Raw genomic sequence first — 20652 nt, 5'->3', positions numbered from 1 at the left:
TTGCAAAATTTACAATGACGTGATCAGGTTATTGTGTTGTAAAATCTAACACTTTTTTTTGATGCAATTAGATTGCTTTCAATCTAATGAGCCGTATAATTTTTGCAGTTTTCCCAGCACGACACTTGTGCAGTGGAATGGACTCGAGGAACGAATACATGGTATCGGCGCTAGTTAAGCCCGGCCGCCAATTGGCGAAAAGGCTACTGTTGTTACAATCTGGCGTCGTTTTAACAACGGCAATTATGGCAGTGTTTGCTGTCAGTGTTGACTGGGGAATCTCAGCTCTTATCGGTGGTAGCATCTTTGTGGTGGCTAACGCGGCATTTGCTGGTTGTGCTTTTTTGTTTAGTGGTGCCTCTAAGGCACGACTGATCATGGCCTCCTTTTTTGGCGGTGAAGCGCTAAAAATTCTCATCACAGTCATCCTATTTTCCGTTGTTTTCCTGTATATGGAGGTGGAACTTGTTCCCCTCAAACTGGCCTATTTGCTGGTTCTGGGTATCAATATCTTTGGGCCGGTTTTATTCATTAACAACAACAAATAGGATGAGTTATGGCTGCGCCAGGTGAAGCGCTAACGCCGTCAGGATACATTACTCACCACTTGACCAATTTGGCAGTGGGTGATGGTGGCTTCTGGACGGTTCATATAGATAGCCTGTTTTTCTCTGTCTTAACGGGTATGGCCTTTTTATGGTTATTCCGTTCGGTAGCGAAAAAGGCAACATCAGGAGTTCCAAGCAAGTTACAGTGTTTTGTGGAAATCATGGTTGAATTCGTTGATACCAACGTTAAAGATACTTTCCACGGCCGTAACCCGCTGATCGCTCCGTTGGCATTGACAATTTTCTGTTGGATCATGCTGATGAACATCATGGACTTAGTGCCAATTGATTTTCTTCCGTATGCTGCAGAACATGGTCTGGGTATTCCTTATCTTAAGGTTGTACCGACTGCCGATGTTAACATCACCATGGCAATGGCGTTGGGTGTCTTCGCATTGATGATTTACTACAGCATCAAAGTGAAAGGCCTTGGCGGCTTTGCAAAAGAACTGGCTCTTCACCCGTTCAATCACCCGATCATGATTCCGTTCAACCTGCTTCTTGAAGTGGTATCGCTACTTGCGAAACCTATTTCACTGGGTATGCGTCTGTTTGGTAACATGTTTGCTGGTGAGGTGGTGTTTATCCTAATCGCGGCATTGATGCCGTGGTGGGCACAATGGCTGGGTTCAGTACCGTGGGCAATTTTCCACATCCTGGTCATTACAATTCAAGCATTCGTGTTTATGATGTTGACTATTGTGTACCTGTCTCAGGCACATGAAGACAATCATTAACGATTATTTGTAAATATTTTTGTTCAATTTTTACTGGCACTTTAGCCGACAACAATAAACTGGAGATAGTGATGGAAACTTTACTTAGCTTTTCTGCAATTGCCGTGGGCATCATTGTAGGTCTTGCTGCACTTGGTACAGCGATCGGTTTCGCACTACTAGGTGGTAAATTCCTTGAAGGTGCAGCTCGTCAACCTGAGATGGCACCAATGCTACAAGTTAAGATGTTCATCATTGCGGGTCTGCTTGATGCGGTTCCAATGATCGGTATCGTAATCGCTCTACTATTCACATTCGCAAACCCATTCGTTGGTCAACTAGCTGGTTAATAACGAACGGTCCCCTAGCAACCCTTTTTAAGGAGATGCAGTTGTGAATATGAATGCAACTTTGCTGGGTCAGGCGATCGCTTTCTTCCTTTTCGTGGTGTTCTGCATGAAATATGTATGGCCACCAATCATGGAAGCGATTGAAGAACGTCAGAAAAAAATTGCTGACGGTTTGGCTGCTGCTGATCGCGCAACCAAAGACCTGAACCTTGCGCAGGCAAATGCTTCTGATCAACTCAAAGAAGCGAAACGTACTGCAACGGAAGTTATTGAGCAAGCTAACAAGCGTAAAGCTCAAATCGTTGACGAAGCAAAGGTAGAAGCCCTTGCTGAGCGTGACAAAATTCTAGCTCAAGGTCTTGCTGAGATCGAAGCGGAACGTAATCGCGCACGTGACGAATTAAGAAAACAAGTTGCAACTCTAGCCGTGATTGGTGCTGAGAAAATCATTGAGCGTACTATCGATAAAGATGCGCACGCTGATCTTCTTAACAAAGTCACTGCAGAACTGTAATTAAAGGGGCAAGCACATGTCGGATATGACTACTATCGCACGCCCCTACGCTAAAGCAGCCTTTGATTTTGCTGTTGAGAAAGGTGAGCTAGCCCAATGGGCGGAAATGCTAACCTTCGCTGCCGAAGTCGTACAAAACGAGACTATGCAGGATATTCTGGATAGCGGTTTTGCTGCGGACAAACTCACTGAAATTTTTGTTTCAGTGTGTGGTGAGCAACTTGACGAGTTCGGCCAAAACTTATTGAAAGTGATGGCTGAAAATGGACGCCTTAAAGCGATTCCTGATGTTTGTGATGAGTTCATGTTCCTAAAAAGTGAGCATGAGAAAACGATTGAAGCAACAGTGACCTCTGCGGTGACTCTTGATGACAATCAACTTATTGCTATCAGTGAGAAGCTTGAGCAGCGTTTAGCGCGCAAAGTGAAGCTGAATTGCAGTGTAGACGAGACCCTGATTGCCGGGGTCGTGATTAGAGCTGGAGACTTAGTCATCGATAACTCAGTACGCGGAAAACTAAACCGCCTGAGCGATACTTTGCAGTCTTGATTTGGGGAATTGGAGCATGCAACTTAATTCCACGGAAATTAGCGCACTGATCAAGCAACGTATTGAAAAATTCAACGTTGTAAGTGAAGCGCGTAACGAAGGTACTATCATCTCGGTAAGTGATGGTATCGTTCGTATCCATGGCCTTGCAGACGTAATGCAAGGTGAAATGATTGAATTACCTGGTGGCCGTTATGCACTAGCACTTAACCTTGAGCGTGACTCGGTAGGTGCGGTTGTAATGGGCCCATATGCTGACCTTCAGGAAGGCATGAAAGTAACGGGTACTGGTCGTATTCTTGAAGTACCAGTAGGCCCTGCACTTCTAGGCCGCGTAGTGAATACACTGGGTGAGCCAATCGATGGTAAAGGTCCAATTGAAACAGAGACATTCTCTCCTGTTGAAGTAATTGCACCTGGCGTAATCGATCGTCAATCGGTAGATCAACCAGTACAAACTGGTTATAAAGCGGTTGATGCGATGATTCCAATCGGCCGTGGTCAGCGTGAGCTAATCATCGGTGACCGTCAGACTGGTAAAACAGCGATGGCGATCGATGCAATCATCAACCAGAAAGACTCTGGTATCTACTCTGTTTATGTTGCTATCGGTCAGAAAGCATCAACGATTGCTAACGTAGTACGCAAGCTTGAAGAGCACGGCGCACTAGCAAACACTGTCGTTGTTGTTGCATCTGCATCTGAAGCAGCGGCACTACAATACCTTGCACCTTACTCAGGTTGTGCAATGGGTGAGTACTTCCGCGATCGCGGTGAAGACGCACTGATTGTATACGATGACCTGTCTAAGCAAGCTGTAGCTTACCGTCAAATCTCACTACTGCTTAAACGCCCACCGGGTCGTGAAGCATTCCCTGGTGATGTTTTCTACCTTCACTCTCGCCTTCTAGAGCGTGCAGCGCGTGTAAACGCGAACTACGTAGAAAAATTCACTAACGGTGAAGTGAAAGGTAAGACTGGTTCCCTAACTGCGCTTCCTATTATCGAAACGCAAGCAGGTGACGTATCAGCATTCGTACCGACTAACGTAATCTCGATCACTGATGGTCAGATCTTCCTACAAACAGAACTGTTTAACGCCGGTATTCGTCCAGCGGTTGATCCAGGTATCTCTGTATCGCGTGTAGGTGGTTCTGCTCAAACCAAGATCATCAAGAAACTGTCTGGTGGTATCCGTACCGCACTTGCACAGTACCGTGAACTAGCGGCTTTCGCACAGTTCTCGTCAGACCTTGATGAAGCAACGAAGAAGCAGCTTGATCACGGTCAGAAAGTAACTGAACTGATGAAGCAAAAGCAATACTCGCCTATGTCTGTTTTCGAACAGGGTTTGGTGATTTTTGCAGCTGAAAAAGGCTACTTGAATGATGTTGAGCTGACGAAGCTTGCTGATTTCGAAGCCGCGTTGCTTTCATATGCCAAAGGTCAGTTTGCTGAGCTTGTATCTCAGATTGATGAAACGGGCGCTTGGAACAGCGAAATCGAAGCTCAGTTCGTGAAACTGGTTGAAGATTTCAAAGCGACCCAGACTTGGTAATTGGTTGGTGATCGCTTGCGATCACCTACTAACGGAGAGTAACGATGGCCGGCGCAAAAGAGATTCGTAACAAGATCGGTAGTGTTAAGAACACTCAAAAGATCACTAAAGCGATGGAGATGGTAGCGGCGTCGAAAATGCGTAAAACGCAAGACGCAATGGTATCGTCACGTCCATACGCACAAACTATGCGCAAAGTGATCGGTCATATCGCCCTTGGTAGCCTCGAGTATAAGCATCCTTATCTTGAAGAGCGTGAAGCCAAGCGCGTGGGTTACATCATTGTTTCTTCTGACCGTGGTCTGTGTGGCGGTTTGAACATTAACTTGTTCAAACAAGCAATGACAGATATCCAAGGTTGGTCTCAGCAAGGTGCTGATGTTGAAGTGGCCCTGATTGGTGCTAAAGCAACAGCATTCTTTAATAACTACGGCGGTAATGTCGCAGCACAAGTCTCTGGCTTGGGTGATGCGCCAACAGTGGATGAACTGATTGGTACTGTCGGCGTAATGCTGAAGAAATATGATGACGGTGAATTAGACCGCTTGTACTTAGTTTACAACCAATTTGTAAACACCATGGTACAAGAACCCGTGATTGATCAATTGCTGCCTTTGCCTAAGTCGGAAGACGAAGACATGCAGCGCAATCATTCTTGGGACTACATTTATGAGCCCGAGCCGAAAGCACTACTTGATACCCTACTGGTTCGCTACGTTGAATCACAAGTGTACCAAGGCGTGGTAGAAAACCTTGCCAGTGAGCAAGCGGCACGAATGGTTGCAATGAAAGCTGCGACAGACAATGCAGGTAATCTTATTGATGATCTGCAACTTGTGTACAACAAAGCCCGTCAGGCGGCGATTACACAAGAACTATCAGAAATCGTTTCTGGTGCATCTGTTGTTTAAGGCAAAGAATTAATAAGTTTAGAGGATTAACGATGGCTACAGGTAAGATCGTACAGATCATCGGTGCGGTAGTCGACGTAGAGTTTCCACAGGACTCTGTACCACAGGTATACGATGCCCTACACGTTGATGCAAAAGAAAACGGTACGCTAGTACTGGAAGTTCAGCAGCAACTTGGTGGCGGTGTTGTTCGTGGTATCGCAATGGGTACTTCTGATGGCTTACGTCGTGGTTTGTCTGTTGAAAATACAGGCCGCCCAATTGAAGTGCCAGTTGGTACTGCAACACTAGGACGTATCATGAACGTTCTAGGTCAACCAATTGATGAGTGTGGTGATATCGGTGAGAAAGAGCGTTACTCTATCCACCGTGCAGCACCAAGCTACGAAGAACAATCGAATGTAACTGAACTGCTAGAAACTGGCGTTAAAGTTATCGACTTGATTTGTCCATTCGCTAAGGGTGGTAAAATCGGTCTATTCGGTGGTGCAGGTGTTGGTAAGACCGTTAACATGATGGAACTTATCAACAACATCGCCCTACAACACTCAGGTCTATCTGTGTTTGCAGGTGTTGGTGAGCGTACTCGTGAAGGTAACGATTTCTACTTTGAGATGCAGGAAGCTGGCGTTGTTAACGTTGAGAAGCCTGAAGAGTCTAAAGTAGCGATGGTTTACGGTCAGATGAACGAGCCACCGGGTAACCGTCTACGTGTTGCTTTGACTGGTCTAACAATGGCTGAGCGTTTCCGTGACGAAGGTCGTGACGTTCTACTATTCATCGATAACATCTACCGTTACACCCTTGCGGGTACCGAGGTATCTGCACTGCTAGGCCGTATGCCTTCAGCGGTAGGTTACCAGCCAACTCTTGCAGAAGAGATGGGTGTACTTCAAGAGCGTATCACGTCTACGAAGAGCGGTTCTATCACGTCGGTTCAAGCGGTATACGTACCAGCGGATGACTTGACGGATCCATCGCCAGCAACGACGTTTGCTCACTTGGATGCAACAGTTGTACTTTCTCGTCAAATCGCATCGCTAGGTCTATACCCTGCGATCGACCCACTAGATTCAACATCTCGTATGCTTGATCCACTAGTGGTTGGCCAAGAGCACTACGACATCGCGCGTGGCGTTCAGAGCTTGCTACAACGTTACAAAGAGCTAAAAGACATCATCGCAATCCTAGGTATGGACGAGCTATCTGAAGAAGATAAGCAAGCTGTATCTCGTGCACGTAAGATTGAACGTTTCCTAACGCAACCTTACCACGTAGCTGAAGTCTTCACTGGCGACCCTGGTATCTACGTATCTCTTAAAGAGACGCTACGTAGTTTCAAAGGCATTCTAGCGGGTGAATACGACGATATCCCAGAGCAGGCATTTATGTACTGTGGTGCGATTGAAGACGTATTAGAAAAAGCTAAGAAGCTTTAAGCTAAGTAGGAGGCGACATGGCAGCGATAACCTTCCATCTGGATGTAGTAAGCGCAGAGAAAAATCTATTCTCTGGTCGTGCTGAAAATATTCAGGTGACTGGTAGCGAAGGTGAACTGGGTATCCACGCAGGCCACACTCCGTTGTTGACCGCTATTACGCCAGGGATGATCCGAATTGCTAAGCAGCACGGCGAGGAAGAAATTATTTATCTTTCTGGTGGTATGCTTGAAGTTCAGCCAAATGCAGTCACTGTATTAGCTGACACCGCGATCCGCGGTGAAGATTTGGATGCAGCCAAGGCTGAAGAGGCGAAACGTCAAGCTGAGGAGCGTATCCACAATCAGCATGGCGATATCGACTTTGCTCAAGCAGCAAGTGATCTGGCGAAAGCGATCGCTCAGCTTCGTGTTATTGAGCTGACTCGTAAAGCGCGTTAATCAGACGCCTGATACAAAAAGCGACCTTAGGGTCGCTTTTTTTATGTCTTTTGCGCGTGATAGCAAGTTAATACATGGTAAAAAATAACGGCTGTCGCTTAAAAGTCCCCTTGCCTCCAGTTACAATAACGCTAATTAATTTTTGAATCTGCATCTAAAAGGATACGCTGCATGAACTTCAGCGCTGTAATTCTCGCCGCGGGAAAAGGCACCCGTATGTACTCTAACCTGCCAAAAGTACTTCATACGCTGGCGGGTAAACCTATGGCTAAGCACGTGATTGATACCTGTGCTGATCTCGGTGCCAATAATATCCACCTGGTCTACGGTCATGGTGGCGATACTATGAAGCAGGTATTAGCTGATGAGCCTGTTAACTGGGTATTGCAAGCAGAGCAATTAGGGACTGGCCACGCGGTGAACCAAGCGTGTCCTGATGTCGCGGACGATGAAAAAATCCTGATCTTATACGGTGACGTGCCGTTGATCAGCGGTCAGACGCTTGAGAACTTATTGGATGCCCAGCCTGATGGCGGTATCGCTCTATTAACTGTGGTACTTGATGACCCTATGGGTTACGGCCGTATTGTGCGCCGTAATGGTCCGGTAGTGGCGATTGTTGAGCAGAAAGATGCGAGCGAAGAGCAGAAGCTGATCAAAGAAATTAACACTGGCGTGATGGTAGTGAACGGCGGTGACATGAAGCGCTGGCTGGCGGCGCTTAAAAACGACAACGCGCAAGGTGAATATTACCTGACAGACATCATTGCGATTGCTCACAATGAAGGTCGTGCGGTAGAAGCGGTTCACCCTGCGAGTGCGATTGAAGTGGAAGGGGTGAACAACCGCGTTCAATTGGCGAAATTGGAGCGTGCTCACCAAGCGATGCAAGCTGAACGCTTATTAGAGCAGGGTGTAATGCTGCGTGACCCATCGCGTTTTGATCTGCGCGGTGAACTGCAATGCGGTACCGACGTTGAAATTGACGTTAACGTGATCATCGAAGGCAGTGTTTCTTTGGGTAACAATGTGGTGATTGGTGCGGGTTCGATCCTGAAAGATTGTGAGATCGACGATAACACCATCATTCGCCCGTACAGTGTGATTGAAGGTGCTATCGTCGGTGAAGATTGTACTGTTGGTCCATTTACACGTTTGCGTCCTGGTGCTGAGCTGGTGGGTGATTCTCACGTGGGTAACTTCGTTGAGATGAAGAAATCACGCTTAGGCAAGGGCTCGAAAGCTAACCATCTGACATATTTGGGCGATGCTGAAATTGGCGATCGCGTCAATATTGGTGCTGGCACAATCACGTGTAACTATGACGGTGCGAATAAGTTTAAAACTGAAATCGCTGATGATGTGTTTGTTGGTTCAGATACTCAGCTAATTGCGCCAGTTAAAGTGGGCAAAGGTGCGACGATTGGTGCGGGGGCGACGATTAACCGCGATGTGGGTGATGGTGAGCTTGTTATTACTCGTGCACCTGCGCGTACCGTTAAAGGCTGGAAGCGTCCTGAAAAGCAAAAATAATCACGAACGGATATAGCGTTTAGTTCATCAAAGGCAGGGCTCTCCCTGCCTTTTTAGTTTTTACTCTCCCTCTTTTCTTTTTGTACCGACCGCGTTTTGTTCTTCTTATATCTTCACTGTTGTGCCTATTGGTAATAGCCTGACATTATTCGCGTCAATTAATATGCCAGTTCTGCATTGATCTTTTATCTTTTGGTCTGCTACCATTATCTTTCAAATCGAAACTTATGATTGATGAATCGAAATATCATGTCAAAACGAAACACACAGCAACGCCGCCATGGCATCGCAGCATTCATTGCCCAGCAAGGCGAAGCCAGCGTGGATGCTTTGGCGCAACACTTCTCTACGTCGGAAGTTACTATTCGTAAAGATCTTGCGACCTTAGAGAAAAGTGGTCTGTTGCTTCGTCGTTATGGTGGTGCGGTCGCCATGCCGTCTGAAATCGTGGCTGTTGATGAAACGGAAGAATATATTTCAGAACGAAAGCTAGCGATTGCGAAGGCTGCGGCGGCACGTATTCGTGACCATAACCGCTTAATTTTTGATAGCGGTAGTACTACAGCTTGTCTGATCCCCCTCTTGAATGACAAGCAAGGCCTGATTGTGATGACGAATTCCCTCAACGTTGCCAATGCCCTTAATGAATTGGAAAACGAGCCTACATTATTAATGACGGGCGGAACTTGGGATCCCCATTCGGAAGCTTTTCAAGGTCAAGTAGCTGAGTCTGTATTGCGTTCGTATGACTTTGACCAACTCTTTATTGGTGCTGATGGTATTGATATTGAGAGAGGCACAACGACCTTTAACGAGCTGATGGGGTTAAGCCGAGTCATGGCGGAAGTGTCACGTGAAGTGGTTGTTATGGTGGAATCAAGCAAGGTGGGCCGTCGTATCCCAAACTTAGAATTACCTTGGGATAGCATTAATACCTTGATCACCGACGATGGCCTCGACCTTGAAGCCAAAAAACAAATTGAATTATGTGGTGTGCAAGTGATTTGCGCGCCAGTTGAAAAAAATTAGGAGAGTTAATATATGTGCGGAATCGTGGGTGCTGTAGCACAACGTGATGTGGCTGAAATTTTAGTCGAAGGTTTACGCCGCTTAGAGTATCGCGGCTATGACTCGGCGGGTGTCGCTGTGGTTGATCAACAAGGTCACTTAAATCGAGTACGCCGTTTAGGTAAAGTACAAGAGTTAGCTGATGCCGTTGATAGCAGCCCTGTGATTGGTGGTACGGGCATCGCACATACACGTTGGGCAACCCATGGCGAGCCATCGGAAAGCAATGCGCATCCACATGTTTCTGGTGACAATATTGCTTTAGTGCATAACGGTATTATTGAAAACCACGAAGAGCTTCGCACGCTATTGACTGAGCGTGGCTACAGCTTTGTATCGCAAACCGATACCGAAGTAATTGCTCACCTGGTGGAGTGGGAACTACGTTCAGCGGCAACGTTGCTTGAAGCGGTACAAAAAACCGTGGCACAGCTTGAAGGGGCGTACGGTACGGTCGTGATGGACCGTCGAGACCCTGATCGCGTTGTGGTTGCACGCTCTGGCAGCCCATTGGTGATTGGTTTGGGTGTTGGTGAAAACTTCTTAGCCTCTGATCAACTTGCTTTACTGAATGTCACGCGTCGCTTCATGTTCTTAGAAGAAGGTGATGTTGCTGAAATTACTCGTCGTGAAGTGAATGTGTTTGATGCGAGCGGTGAACCTATTCAACGTGAAGTGCATGAGTCTAACTTGCAGCAAGATGCCGCAGACAAAGGTCAATACCGCCACTACATGCAAAAAGAAATCTACGAGCAACCAAGTGCATTAATCAACACGATGGAAGGCCGCATCAGTAACGATAGCGTGATTGTTGAGAGTATCGGCAGTGGTGCGAAAGAGATCCTAGAGAAGGTAGAACACGTTCAGATCATTGCCTGTGGTACTTCTTACAACGCAGGTATGGTGGCACGTTACTGGTTTGAATCCATGGCGGGCGTAAGCTGTGACGTGGAAATTGCGTCTGAATTCCGCTACCGCAAGTTTGTCACTCGTCCAAACAGCTTATTGCTGACCCTGTCTCAATCCGGTGAAACGGCTGATACCTTGGCAGCACTGCGCTTAGCAAAAGAAAAAGGCTACATGTCAGCCATGACCATTTGTAATGTGGCGGGTTCTTCATTAGTACGTGAATCTGATTTAGCCTTCATGACCCGCGCAGGTACGGAAATTGGCGTGGCATCAACCAAAGCCTTTACGACTCAGCTGGTGGCGATGCTGATGTTTGTCACGGCACTAGGTAAAGAGAAAGGTTTGATCAATGCAGACAAAGAGCGTGAAATTGTTGCGTCACTGCACCAGTTACCGACGCAAATTGAGAAAGCATTGGCGTTTGATAAACCCATCGAACAACTCGCTGAAGATTTTGCGGATAAGCATCATGCGCTATTCCTTGGTCGCGGGGAGTTCTACCCTATTGCGATGGAAGCGTCACTGAAACTGAAAGAGATCTCTTACATTCACGCAGAAGCGTATGCGGCTGGTGAATTGAAGCACGGCCCATTGGCGCTCATCGATGCTGACATGCCTGTGATCGTGGTGGCACCGACCAATGATTTGCTTGAAAAGCTAAAGTCCAACATTGAAGAAGTGCGTGCCCGTGGTGGTTTGCTTTATGTCTTTGCCGATAGTGAAGCTGGCTTTGAAGCATGTGAAGGCATGAAGATCATTACTATGCCATGCGTGGATGACATTATTGCCCCTATCTTCTACACAGTGCCAATGCAGCTGCTGTCGTACCATGTTGCTTTGATCAAAGGTACAGATGTCGATCAGCCGCGTAACCTAGCAAAAGCCGTTACTGTTGAATAAATCTCATGATTGAGTTTTTGTTTGAGTTGTAAGAAAAAGCACCGTTCGCGGTGCTTTTTTTATGGCTGACATTCGGCAATGAGTGAGAGCGTCTACGCTCTAATACAGCCATGACGCTTATTTTTATGGTAAAGAGCAACCAACACACGGTTTTGTCTTGTTTGTTTAGCACTGGTGACGAGAATATTGCGAAATGAAAATCCAGATAGCAATGTACAACTTTCTGCGAATCAAAATAGAAATACGGAATATGTTTTTATTTTAACTTGTTGAATATTAGGGTTTTGTACGAAAGTTTTAACTTGGCGCACCTTGTGCAAGTTCAGTCATGAACACTAAGTAGTCTTCTATTTGATGTGTATTGGAGGTTAGACATGACAGATTCTAAAACGAAAATCGCAGCACGTATTCGTGAAGCGCGTGAATGGAAAGGACTGACACAAGTGCATATGGCGCAACAACTGAAAGTTGCTCGCCAAACCTACCTTGATCTTGAAACCGGTAAAACCGAGCCTAAGGTCCGCTTACTGTCCGAAATATCTGAAATTACTGAGCGCCCACTAACGTGGTTCGTGTATGGCGATGAAGGGATTGAAATTTTAGAGAGCGAGTACAAAGAAGAGATTGATCGCTTGCTACAGTATTTTAGTCGCCTCCCGCATTCGGCACGTAATGTTATTTTACAACAAAGCATTAATTTGGCGGGCTTTATGGCGGAGTACACTAAGGCATTGACGCAAAGAGATAAAAGTTAAGCAGAATTATGTTACAGCGCTCACTGCACTGTGTTGTACGATGTTGTAGGCAATATCAAAATATGACTGTCTACTTAGGCTTACATTGTAAGCCAAGGGTCACAAATTGACTTATCACTCGGTGACGCGTGGAATGCTAAGGGCATAATTCCTAGTTATTAACAACTTAGTTATGCCTTAAGGCGGTCGTTCGTTGTGGCACAAGTTTTCGTGCTAACAACAGCGATGAAGTAGATGGTATCTGCATGAATACTTCCAAATTATTGATCGCCAATAAAATTCGCGAGGCGAGAGAGTGGAAAGAGATCACGCAAGTTGGAATGGCTAAAAGGCTTGGCATTGCGCGTCAAACTTATCTTGATTTAGAGTCCGCGAAAACGGAGCCTCGAGTATCGACATTAATGAAGATCGCGGAAGTGACTGAGCGTCCTCTGACTTGGTTTTTGTTTGAAGATAACCCCGCTAGCCGCCCGTGTGTACAAGAAGACACCCAGCAATTGATCAATATGCTGGCTGAAGTACCTCCATCATTACGGGCTCGATTAATTGAGCTTAATTTAAGCTTTATTTCTTGTTGGTTTGAACAGCAAAATAAAAGCCATAAATAAGCGATCATTGTTTTGAATATAAAAAAGCAGCCACTGGCTGCTTTTTTTGATCTTACTGGTTTCAAGGTGAGCCAGTGATACTACTGCGCTAAGAAAAATTGATAAGCGGGATTGGCTGTTTCATCTTTCCATTGGTAGCCGAGTTCTCGTAAATAACTGGTAAATGATAAAACATCCCCTTCCTCCAGCTCAAAACCACAGAGTACACGCCCATAATCTGCGCCATGGTTACGGTAGTTAAATAAGCTGATGTTCCAGCGCGTTCCCAGTGTGTTTAAGAATTTCAGCAAGGCACCTGGGTATTCCGGAAATTCAAAGCTATACAGCTTTTCTTGTAAAGGTTTCGATGGACGCCCACCGATCATGTAACGCACGTGTAGTTTTGCCATTTCATCATCGGACAGATCCACCACAGGGTAGCCGCCTTGGCGCAAATCCTCGATGATGCTATCCAGTTCTTCTTGCCCTTGCATTAACCTCACACCGACAAACACATTGGCCAAGCTGTCATCGCTGTAGCGGTAGTTAAATTCAGTAACGGCACGTCCACCAAGAATATGGCAGAAATCAAGGAAGGCGCCTTGGCGCTCAGGAATGGTGATGGCCAGTAAGCCTTCACGTTTCTCCCCCAGCTCACAACGCTCAGACACATAGCGCAGGCCATGAAAGTTGAGGTTAGCCCCTGATAACACCGCAGCGAGCTTTTTATCTTGTAGCTGGTGGACATCGGCATACTTTTTCAATCCAGCCAAAGAGAGCGCCCCCGATGGCTCGGCAATCGCCCGCGTATCTTCAAAGATATCTTTCACAGCAGCACAGATTTCATCGGAACTGACGGTGATCACGGCATCAAGGTGCTGTTGGCACAGGCGGAAGGTTTCATCACCAATGCGCTTTACCGCGACACCGTCGGCAAACATACCGACTTGATCCAGAGTGACGGGCTCGCCTGCTGCCAATGCGGCTTTCAGGCAGGCTGAATCTTCGGCTTCGACGCCAATCACTTTGATTTGTGGCAGTAGTTGCTTGAGTAACACAGCGACACCTGCGGCTAAGCCACCGCCACCAACAGGGAGAAAAACATAATCAAGGTGACCATTTTGCTGGAGTAATTCCATGCCGATGGTGCCTTGCCCTGCAATCACAGCAGGGTGATCGAAGGGGGGAATAAAGGTGAAATGGTGCTGCTCAGCCAGTTCGACTGCGCGGGCTTTCGCTTCATCGAAATTATTACCGTGTAGCACTACCTTTCCACCGAAACTTTTCACCGCTTCGACTTTAATGTTTGGCGTGGTGAGTGGCATCACAATTGTCGCTTGAACACCAAGTTGCTTGCCTGATAGCGCCAACCCCTGAGCATGGTTACCTGCTGATGCTGCAATTACCCCGGCTTGTTGTTGAGCGGGGGTTAATTGCGACATCATGTTGTAAGCGCCACGTAGCTTAAAAGAATGCACGGGTTGGCGATCTTCACGCTTAAGCTGGATCTGGTTCCCCGTGCGTTCGGATAAGCGCTGGAGTGTTTGTAATGGGGTGACTTGTGCCACCTCATAGACAGGTGCGCGAAGAATATCGCGGAGATAATCGGCGCTACTTAATGGCGATGGTTCTCGTGAGGTGGTGTCGTTAACCTGCTGGACTTCATTCATGGTAGCTACCCTTCGAGTTTTGACTTGTCGCGGATGGCACCTTGATCGGCACTGGTTGCGAGCAATGCATAAGCACGGAGTGCGTAAGAGACATCACGTTGACGGTCAACGGGCTTCCAACCATGCTGATCGTTATGAGCGCGGCGTTCGGTCAGAGTGTTTTCATCCACATTAAGCTCAATCGTACGGTTGGGAATATCAATCGCAATCGTATCGCCATCCTGGATTAAGCCGATTGTGCCGCCACTTGCGGCTTCCGGTGAGACGTGGCCAATCGACAGCCCTGATGTGCCTCCTGAGAAGCGACCATCAGTGATTAATGCACACTCCTTGCCTAGTCCCATCGATTTAAGGTAGGTGGTTGGGTACAGCATCTCTTGCATACCTGGGCCGCCTTTAGGCCCCTCGTAGCGGATCACCACTACATCGCCAGCTTTGACTTTGCCACCGAGAATACCTTCCACTGCGCTGTCTTGGCTTTCAAATACCACGGCAGGGCCAGTGAAGGTTAAACAGCTCTCATCAACGCCGGCGGTTTTAACGATGCAGCCATTGAGTGCCATGTTGCCAGACAGTACCGCTAAGCCGCCATCTTGGCTAAAGGCGTTGGCTTTGTTACGAATACAGCCGCTTTCACGATCATCATCGACGCTGTCCCAGCGGCAATCTTGTGAGAAGGCTTTGGTGGTGCGAATACCCGCAGGGCCAGCACGGAAGAAGTCTTTTATTTCAGCAGATTCTGTCACGGCAATATCGTAAAGAGGCAGTGTTTGAGCAAACGTCTGACCTAGCACATTGTAACAATCGTTATGGAATAGACCAGCGCGATCCAATTCGCCTAAAATACCGTAAACCCCCCCCGCACGATGCACATCTTCCATGTGGTATTGCTGGGTTGAAGGGGCGACTTTACACAGGTGCGGTACTCGACGAGACATACGGTCGATGTCCTCCATGGTGAAGTCGACCTCCCCTTCCTGTGCGGCAGCCAGTAGGTGCAGCACGGTATTGGTGGAGCCACCCATGGCAATATCGAGCGCCATCGCATTCTCAAAGGCGTTTTTATTGGCAATATTGCGTGGTAGTACACTGACATCATCGTTTTGGTAATAACGTTTGGTTAAATCGACGATGCGCTTACCTGCATTGATAAACAGTTGCTCACGATCGGCATGAGTGGCTAGCATTGAGCCATTACCGGGTTGGCTTAATCCCAATGCTTCAGTTAGGCAGTTCATTGAGTTGGCAGTAAACATCCCTGAGCACGATCCACAGGTTGGGCAAGCGGATCGTTCGATCTGCTCGCTTTGTTCGTCAGAAACGGTTGGATCCGCCCCTTGGATCATGGCGTCAACCAGGTCCAGTTTCAGGATTTGATCCGAAAGTTTGGTTTTCCCCGCTTCCATCGGGCCACCAGACACAAAAATTACTGGAATATTGATCCGCAGTGCGGCCATCAGCATACCGGGAGTGATTTTGTCACAGTTAGAAATACACACCATGGCATCGGCACAGTGGGCATTCACCATATACTCGACGGAATCAGCAATGAGTTCGCGTGATGGTAGCGAATACAGCATGCCGCCATGACCCATCGCGATCCCATCGTCGACTGCAATCGTATTGAACTCTTTGGCGATCCCGCCTGCTTTTTCAATTTCGCCTGCGACCAGCTGTCCCATGTCTTTTAAGTGAACATGGCCGGGAACAAACTGGGTAAAGGAGTTAACAACGGCAATGATCGGCTTACCGAAATCTTCATCTTTAACGCCAGTTGCACGCCATAAAGCGCGGGCACCGGCCATATTACGGCCGTGAGTGGTTGTGGCAGAACGGTACTTAGGCATAACTACAAATATCCTTTTGTTGCATGACCCGCTTGAGTGCGGGCCATGGCGGTAATTCTTCGCGTGAGCTTATTTCTTGTCTGGGTAGACGTAATCCAACCAGCCCCATTTGTCTTCTGTGGTGCCGTTGAATAGACCAAAATAAGCCGCTTGAACGGCCTTGGTGATCGGGCCGCGTTTTCCTTCGCCGACCACAATTTGATCAACGGTGCGCACGGGTACGATTTCAGCGGCTGTGCCTGTCATGAAGATTTCATCGGCCAGATACAGGGCTTCGCGGGCAATGTTTTCTTCGCGTACTTCGTAGCCCATCTCTTTGGCGAGCACCATGATGGAATCGCGGGTAATACCGGGCAAAATAGCACTGGTTGCAGGTGGGGTTAGTAGTACCCCATTTTTGATCACGAAGATGTTTTCACCCGCCCCTTCAGACAGGTAACCATCAACGCTGAGGGCAATCCCTTCGGCGTAACCGTGGCGGCGTGCTTCGCTGCCTACGAGCAATGATGAGAGGTAGTTCCCCCCTGCTTTTGCAGCGGTTGGAATGGTATTGGGTGCCGCACGATTCCAGCTAGAAATCATGGCATCAACCCCATTTTCGAGCGCTTCTTCCCCTAGGTATGAACCCCAAGGGAAAGCCGCTACGATCAAATCCATCTCAGTGCCAACGGGTGGGCAAACACCTAACCCGACATTACCGACATAGCCTAGTGGGCGAATATAAGCGGACTCGAGTTTATTGACGCGAATGGTTTCGCGACAGATTTCCATCAGCTCTTCAGCGCTATAGGGGATCGGGAAACGGTAGATTTTGGCGGAGTTTTTGAGTCGCTCCATGTGCTCTTTATGACGAAACACAATCGGGCCTTTAGGGGTGTTGTAGCAACGGATGCCTTCAAAAACCGAGGTACCGTAGTGCATAGCGTGAGTCAGTACGTGGACATTAGCCTCGCCCCAAGGAACCATGTCGCCATTAAACCAAATATAATCTGCTGTATTTGCCATTTTGCATTTCTTCCTTATGCACTAGTCTTGGTTTTCTAAGAGAGTTGTTGTTACGGTGCGAATATCCCAAAGCTTTTCAATTTGGTTGATCAGAGTGCTGATTGGTCGATCGCTATCAACCACAATTTCCACACTGGCAACCTTACTTTCATGGTTCTGAGTCGCGATGACTTTTTTAATAATAAAGCCACGGTGACGAATAACGCGTAATACTCGCTCTAGTAATACTGGTTTATCATCCGCTTTGATGTCGAGTAAATATCTATCCATTAGGTGTTCTCCAGCATATCTTGGTTAGCCGCGCCCGGTGGTACCAGTGGCCATACGTTTTCTTCTTCTGAAATCAACACATGGAGTAGGTAGGCGGTGTCACTGGCCAGCATTTCTTGTAGGGCTGGCTCGACTTCGTCTTTTTTGGTGATGGTTTTGCCTGGAATACCAAATGCCTTAGCGAGCATCACAAAATCAGGGTTGTCATCAAGAATGGTTTCACTGTGGCGGCCATCAAAAAACAGTGACTGCCACTGTCTTACCATGCCTAGGCGCTGGTTGTTGATCAATACCATTTTGACTGGGATCTGTTTGCGTTTTAGGGTGCCTAGCTCTTGGACATTCATCATGAACGAGCCATCCCCCGAGATTAAGATCGACTCATCGTTGGGGCGTGCGACTTTGGCGCCCATGGCAGCTGGTAACCCAAAACCCATGGTGCCTAGGCCTGCGGAGGTGATGTAATTTTGAGGCTCGCGTGGCTGAATGTGTTGTGCCGCCCACATTTGGTGTTGACCGACATCGGTAGAAACCATTGCCGTGTCGGGCATCATGTCAGACAGTTGTTTCATCAGCCCCGGTGCATAGATGAGTTCGCCGGGGTGGTCGTAACGCCATTTAAAATCACTGCGTAAGTTGTCGCAATGCTGGAGCCACGGGGCGATAGATTGGCTTAATTCCAGTTGTGGTAATACGGTATTAATGTCGCCACGTAGTGCTGCATGTGCTTGGCGAAGTTTATTAAATTCAGCCGCATCGATATCTAAGTGGATCACTTTGGCGTGAGGCGCAAAGGTATCTAGTTTGCCTGTTACCCGATCATCAAACCGCGCACCGACCACGATCAGCAAGTCAGACTCTTGCACCACCAAGTTCGCCGCTTTGGTGCCATGCATGCCAAGCATGCCCAAATAATGTGGATGGTGGCGCTCAATAGTGCCGAGCCCTTTTAAGGTACTGACTGCAGGCATTGGATTTAGCTGTAAGAACTGACGCACAGTCTGAGTTGCCTTTGCCAGTTGTACCCCACCGCCGACATACAATACTGGGCGCTCACTGGTAGCGAGTAATTGCTGAGCCGTGTGGAGTGCGTGGGAGCATACGTGAGGGAGTGCTGGCGGTGTGAAAGCTGGCAGCGTGTCAACAGGGGCTTGAGCGAGCTGCACATCTTTGGCGATATCGACAATCACGGGTCCTGGGCGACCGGTTTTAGCGACTTCAAAGGCTTCGGCTAATGTTGGGGCGAGCTCATCGATGTCGGTCACCAAATAACTGTGCTTGGTACAGGATAGCGACATGCCGATCACATCCATTTCCTGAAAGGCATCGGTGCCGATATGGCTACTGGCCACTTGCCCGGTGATCGCAACCAGTGGTACCGAATCAAGAAAAGCATCGGCTAAGCCTGTCACTAGGTTGGTTGCCCCTGGTCCGGATGTTGCCATGCAGACTGCTACATCTTGCGTGGCGCGTGCCATACCAATTGCAGCCATTGCTGCCCCTTGCTCGTGACGGCAAAGAATATGCTCAACTCCCCCATCGTAGAGCGCATCATAGATTGGCATGATAGCGCCACCTGGGTAGCCGAATACCGTGGTTATTCCTTGTTGCTGCAGCGCTGTTACAACTAACTCTGCCCCTGTCATCACGATCCCCTTATTCCATGTTGCGGATTGTCTATTTGCTTGCAGTTAGAAAAAAGCCCCCGGACCTTTTGGTTGCGGGGGCTTGTGCGTTGTTGCATTTGCGGCTGTTTAACGCCTAGCACTCCCCGTTGCGGTGATAATAATCACCACAATGACGTTGATAATGAGTACGAGGGCTTTGGCATTAAATTGCATTGTTACTTATCCAACTAATTTGTTTATTTGTTGCGCTACCTAAGTGGTAACACAGACATGAGTCGCATGACAAGCAAAAACTCAGGATTTGTTTTCATTTTCTCTGCATATATAGGCTAAGCATGAAACGAAATTGATAACTTTCATTAACTTATTGGTGCAAGCCATCATCAGGATGATTAAATTATGACTTTGGCCATTGTTCATAGCCGTGCGTGTGTAGGTGTGGATGCACCGCCTGTTACCGTGGAGGTACACATCAGCAATGGTATGCCTGCATTAACCTTGGTGGGGCTACCTGAAACAACCGTGAAAGAAGCCCGAGATCGGGTACGCAGTGCGATTGTGAATGCCAACTTTGAATTTCCTTCTCGCCGTATTACGGTCAACTTAGCACCGGCTGATTTACCCAAAGAAGGGGGGCGTTTTGATTTACCAATAGCCTTGGGTATTTTGGCAGCATCAGGGCAAATACCAACAACTAAGCTACCTAATCATGAATTTTTAGGGGAGTTAGCGTTATCGGGTCAGCTTCGTGCGGTGAAAGGTGCACTGCCTGCCGCACTGGCTGCAAAGCGCCTAGATCGTTGCTTGGTGGTACCCGATGGTAATGGTGATCAGGTTGGGCTGGTGGAGGGTTCCGAGCACAAATCTGCGGCGGATCTGTTAGCGGTATGTGGCTATTTATGCGATCAGCAGCCACTCACCTTGTTTCAACGTGCTGTTAATGAAGCGCCCACCGTCGTCACGGAACCTCAGCGGGATATGCAGGATATTATTGGTCAGCACCAAGGCAAGCGGGCATTAGAGATTGCAGCTGCGGGTGGGCATAATGTGCTGTTTCTTGGGCCTCCAGGGACAGGTAAAACCATGCTGGCTTCTCGGTTATGTGATTTGCTGCCGCCAATGTCGATCCCCGAAGCACTAGAAACGGCTGCTGTGACTTCATTGACCCAGCAAAGTTTGCACCAAGGCAACTGGCGTCAACGCCCCTTTCGTACGCCACACCATTCCAGCTCGATGGCTGCGTTAGTTGGGGGAGGATCCGTCCCTCGGCCGGGAGAAATTTCTTTGGCTCATAATGGTTTGTTGTTTTTAGATGAGATTACTGTTATCCCAATAATTAAAATTTATCAATGTAAACTTAATCGCTTGAATTGTAGGGTTTATAGGTAATATAG

At 47.7% G+C, this 20652-nt stretch carries 19 protein-coding genes and 1 pseudogene; 15 read left to right on the top strand and 5 right to left on the bottom strand.

The window, feature by feature from the left end:
* Positions 1–158: 158 nt before the first annotated feature.
* The 14 genes from OCU77_RS17310 to OCU77_RS17245 all read left to right on the top strand — a co-directional run bounded on the left by OCU77_RS17310 (position 159) and on the right by OCU77_RS17245 (position 12859).
* Positions 159–548, top strand: a complete 390-nt coding sequence (locus OCU77_RS17310; RefSeq protein ID WP_048900078.1) for a F0F1 ATP synthase subunit I — start codon at positions 159–161, stop codon at positions 546–548.
* An 8-nt stretch (positions 549–556) separates the two neighbouring features.
* Positions 557–1345, top strand: a complete 789-nt coding sequence (atpB, locus tag OCU77_RS17305) for a F0F1 ATP synthase subunit A (protein ID WP_048900079.1) — start codon at positions 557–559, stop codon at positions 1343–1345.
* A 71-nt stretch (positions 1346–1416) separates the two neighbouring features.
* Positions 1417–1674, top strand: a complete 258-nt coding sequence (atpE, locus tag OCU77_RS17300; RefSeq protein ID WP_005302247.1) for a F0F1 ATP synthase subunit C — start codon at positions 1417–1419, stop codon at positions 1672–1674.
* A 43-nt stretch (positions 1675–1717) separates the two neighbouring features.
* The gene (gene atpF / locus OCU77_RS17295) at positions 1718–2188 is read left to right on the top strand and encodes a F0F1 ATP synthase subunit B (RefSeq protein WP_048900080.1); all 471 of its coding nucleotides are present in this window, start codon (positions 1718–1720) and stop codon (positions 2186–2188) included.
* 16 nt (positions 2189–2204) lie between these two features.
* Positions 2205–2738: a F0F1 ATP synthase subunit delta gene (gene atpH, locus OCU77_RS17290; protein WP_048900081.1), complete on the top strand. Its 534-nt coding sequence runs from the start codon at positions 2205–2207 to the stop codon at positions 2736–2738.
* 16 nt (positions 2739–2754) lie between these two features.
* Positions 2755–4296, top strand: coding sequence for a F0F1 ATP synthase subunit alpha (atpA, locus tag OCU77_RS17285; RefSeq protein ID WP_048900082.1), 1542 nt, complete (start codon positions 2755–2757; stop codon positions 4294–4296).
* Positions 4297–4340: 44 nt separating this feature from the next.
* Complete coding sequence (gene atpG / locus OCU77_RS17280; protein ID WP_107303117.1) at positions 4341–5207, top strand: F0F1 ATP synthase subunit gamma; 867 nt, start codon at positions 4341–4343, stop codon at positions 5205–5207.
* A gap of 32 nt (positions 5208–5239) precedes the next feature.
* Positions 5240–6646 (top strand): F0F1 ATP synthase subunit beta, encoded by a 1407-nt coding sequence (atpD, locus tag OCU77_RS17275; RefSeq protein ID WP_107303116.1) that lies wholly within the window; start codon positions 5240–5242, stop codon positions 6644–6646.
* A gap of 17 nt (positions 6647–6663) precedes the next feature.
* Entirely contained in the window at positions 6664–7086 is a 423-nt protein-coding gene (locus OCU77_RS17270; protein ID WP_048900083.1) for a F0F1 ATP synthase subunit epsilon, read from the top strand.
* A 171-nt stretch (positions 7087–7257) separates the two neighbouring features.
* Positions 7258–8619 (top strand): bifunctional UDP-N-acetylglucosamine diphosphorylase/glucosamine-1-phosphate N-acetyltransferase GlmU, encoded by a 1362-nt coding sequence (glmU, locus tag OCU77_RS17265; RefSeq protein ID WP_048900084.1) that lies wholly within the window; start codon positions 7258–7260, stop codon positions 8617–8619.
* Between the two features lie 249 nt (positions 8620–8868).
* The gene (locus OCU77_RS17260) at positions 8869–9648 is read left to right on the top strand and encodes a DeoR family transcriptional regulator (RefSeq protein WP_048900085.1); all 780 of its coding nucleotides are present in this window, start codon (positions 8869–8871) and stop codon (positions 9646–9648) included.
* 12 nt (positions 9649–9660) lie between these two features.
* Positions 9661–11496, top strand: coding sequence for a glutamine--fructose-6-phosphate transaminase (isomerizing) (glmS, locus tag OCU77_RS17255; protein ID WP_048900086.1), 1836 nt, complete (start codon positions 9661–9663; stop codon positions 11494–11496).
* A 374-nt stretch (positions 11497–11870) separates the two neighbouring features.
* The gene (locus OCU77_RS17250; RefSeq protein ID WP_048900087.1) at positions 11871–12251 is read left to right on the top strand and encodes a helix-turn-helix transcriptional regulator; all 381 of its coding nucleotides are present in this window, start codon (positions 11871–11873) and stop codon (positions 12249–12251) included.
* Between the two features lie 245 nt (positions 12252–12496).
* The gene (locus tag OCU77_RS17245; RefSeq protein ID WP_048900088.1) at positions 12497–12859 is read left to right on the top strand and encodes a helix-turn-helix transcriptional regulator; all 363 of its coding nucleotides are present in this window, start codon (positions 12497–12499) and stop codon (positions 12857–12859) included.
* 80 nt (positions 12860–12939) lie between these two features.
* Here OCU77_RS17245 and ilvA read toward each other — a convergent pair whose 3' ends face one another.
* The 5 genes from ilvA to ilvG all read right to left on the bottom strand — a co-directional run bounded on the left by ilvA (position 12940) and on the right by ilvG (position 19276).
* Positions 12940–14508: a threonine ammonia-lyase, biosynthetic gene (gene ilvA / locus OCU77_RS17240; protein WP_107303115.1), complete on the bottom strand. Its 1569-nt coding sequence runs from the start codon at positions 14506–14508 to the stop codon at positions 12940–12942.
* A gap of 5 nt (positions 14509–14513) precedes the next feature.
* Entirely contained in the window at positions 14514–16355 is a 1842-nt protein-coding gene (gene ilvD / locus OCU77_RS17235; RefSeq protein WP_107303114.1) for a dihydroxy-acid dehydratase, read from the bottom strand.
* A 69-nt stretch (positions 16356–16424) separates the two neighbouring features.
* Positions 16425–17360 (bottom strand): branched-chain-amino-acid transaminase, encoded by a 936-nt coding sequence (gene ilvE / locus OCU77_RS17230; RefSeq protein ID WP_048900089.1) that lies wholly within the window; start codon positions 17358–17360, stop codon positions 16425–16427.
* A gap of 21 nt (positions 17361–17381) precedes the next feature.
* Positions 17382–17630 (bottom strand): acetolactate synthase 2 small subunit, encoded by a 249-nt coding sequence (ilvM, locus tag OCU77_RS17225; protein WP_048900090.1) that lies wholly within the window; start codon positions 17628–17630, stop codon positions 17382–17384.
* Positions 17630–19276: an acetolactate synthase 2 catalytic subunit gene (ilvG, locus tag OCU77_RS17220; protein WP_048900091.1), complete on the bottom strand. Its 1647-nt coding sequence runs from the start codon at positions 19274–19276 to the stop codon at positions 17630–17632. The genes ilvM and ilvG overlap by 1 nt, the downstream gene beginning before the upstream one ends.
* A gap of 381 nt (positions 19277–19657) precedes the next feature.
* Here ilvG and OCU77_RS17215 point away from each other — a divergent pair.
* A pseudogene (locus OCU77_RS17215) lies at positions 19658–20578 on the top strand (YifB family Mg chelatase-like AAA ATPase); the annotation flags it as partial.
* Positions 20579–20652 lie beyond the last annotated feature (74 nt).

The sequence above is a fragment of the Photobacterium swingsii genome (assembly GCF_024346715.1).
Classification (GTDB): domain Bacteria; phylum Pseudomonadota; class Gammaproteobacteria; order Enterobacterales; family Vibrionaceae; genus Photobacterium; species Photobacterium swingsii.
Note: the sequence above shows the minus strand (reverse complement) of the source record. Positions and strands in the feature narration are given on the sequence as shown.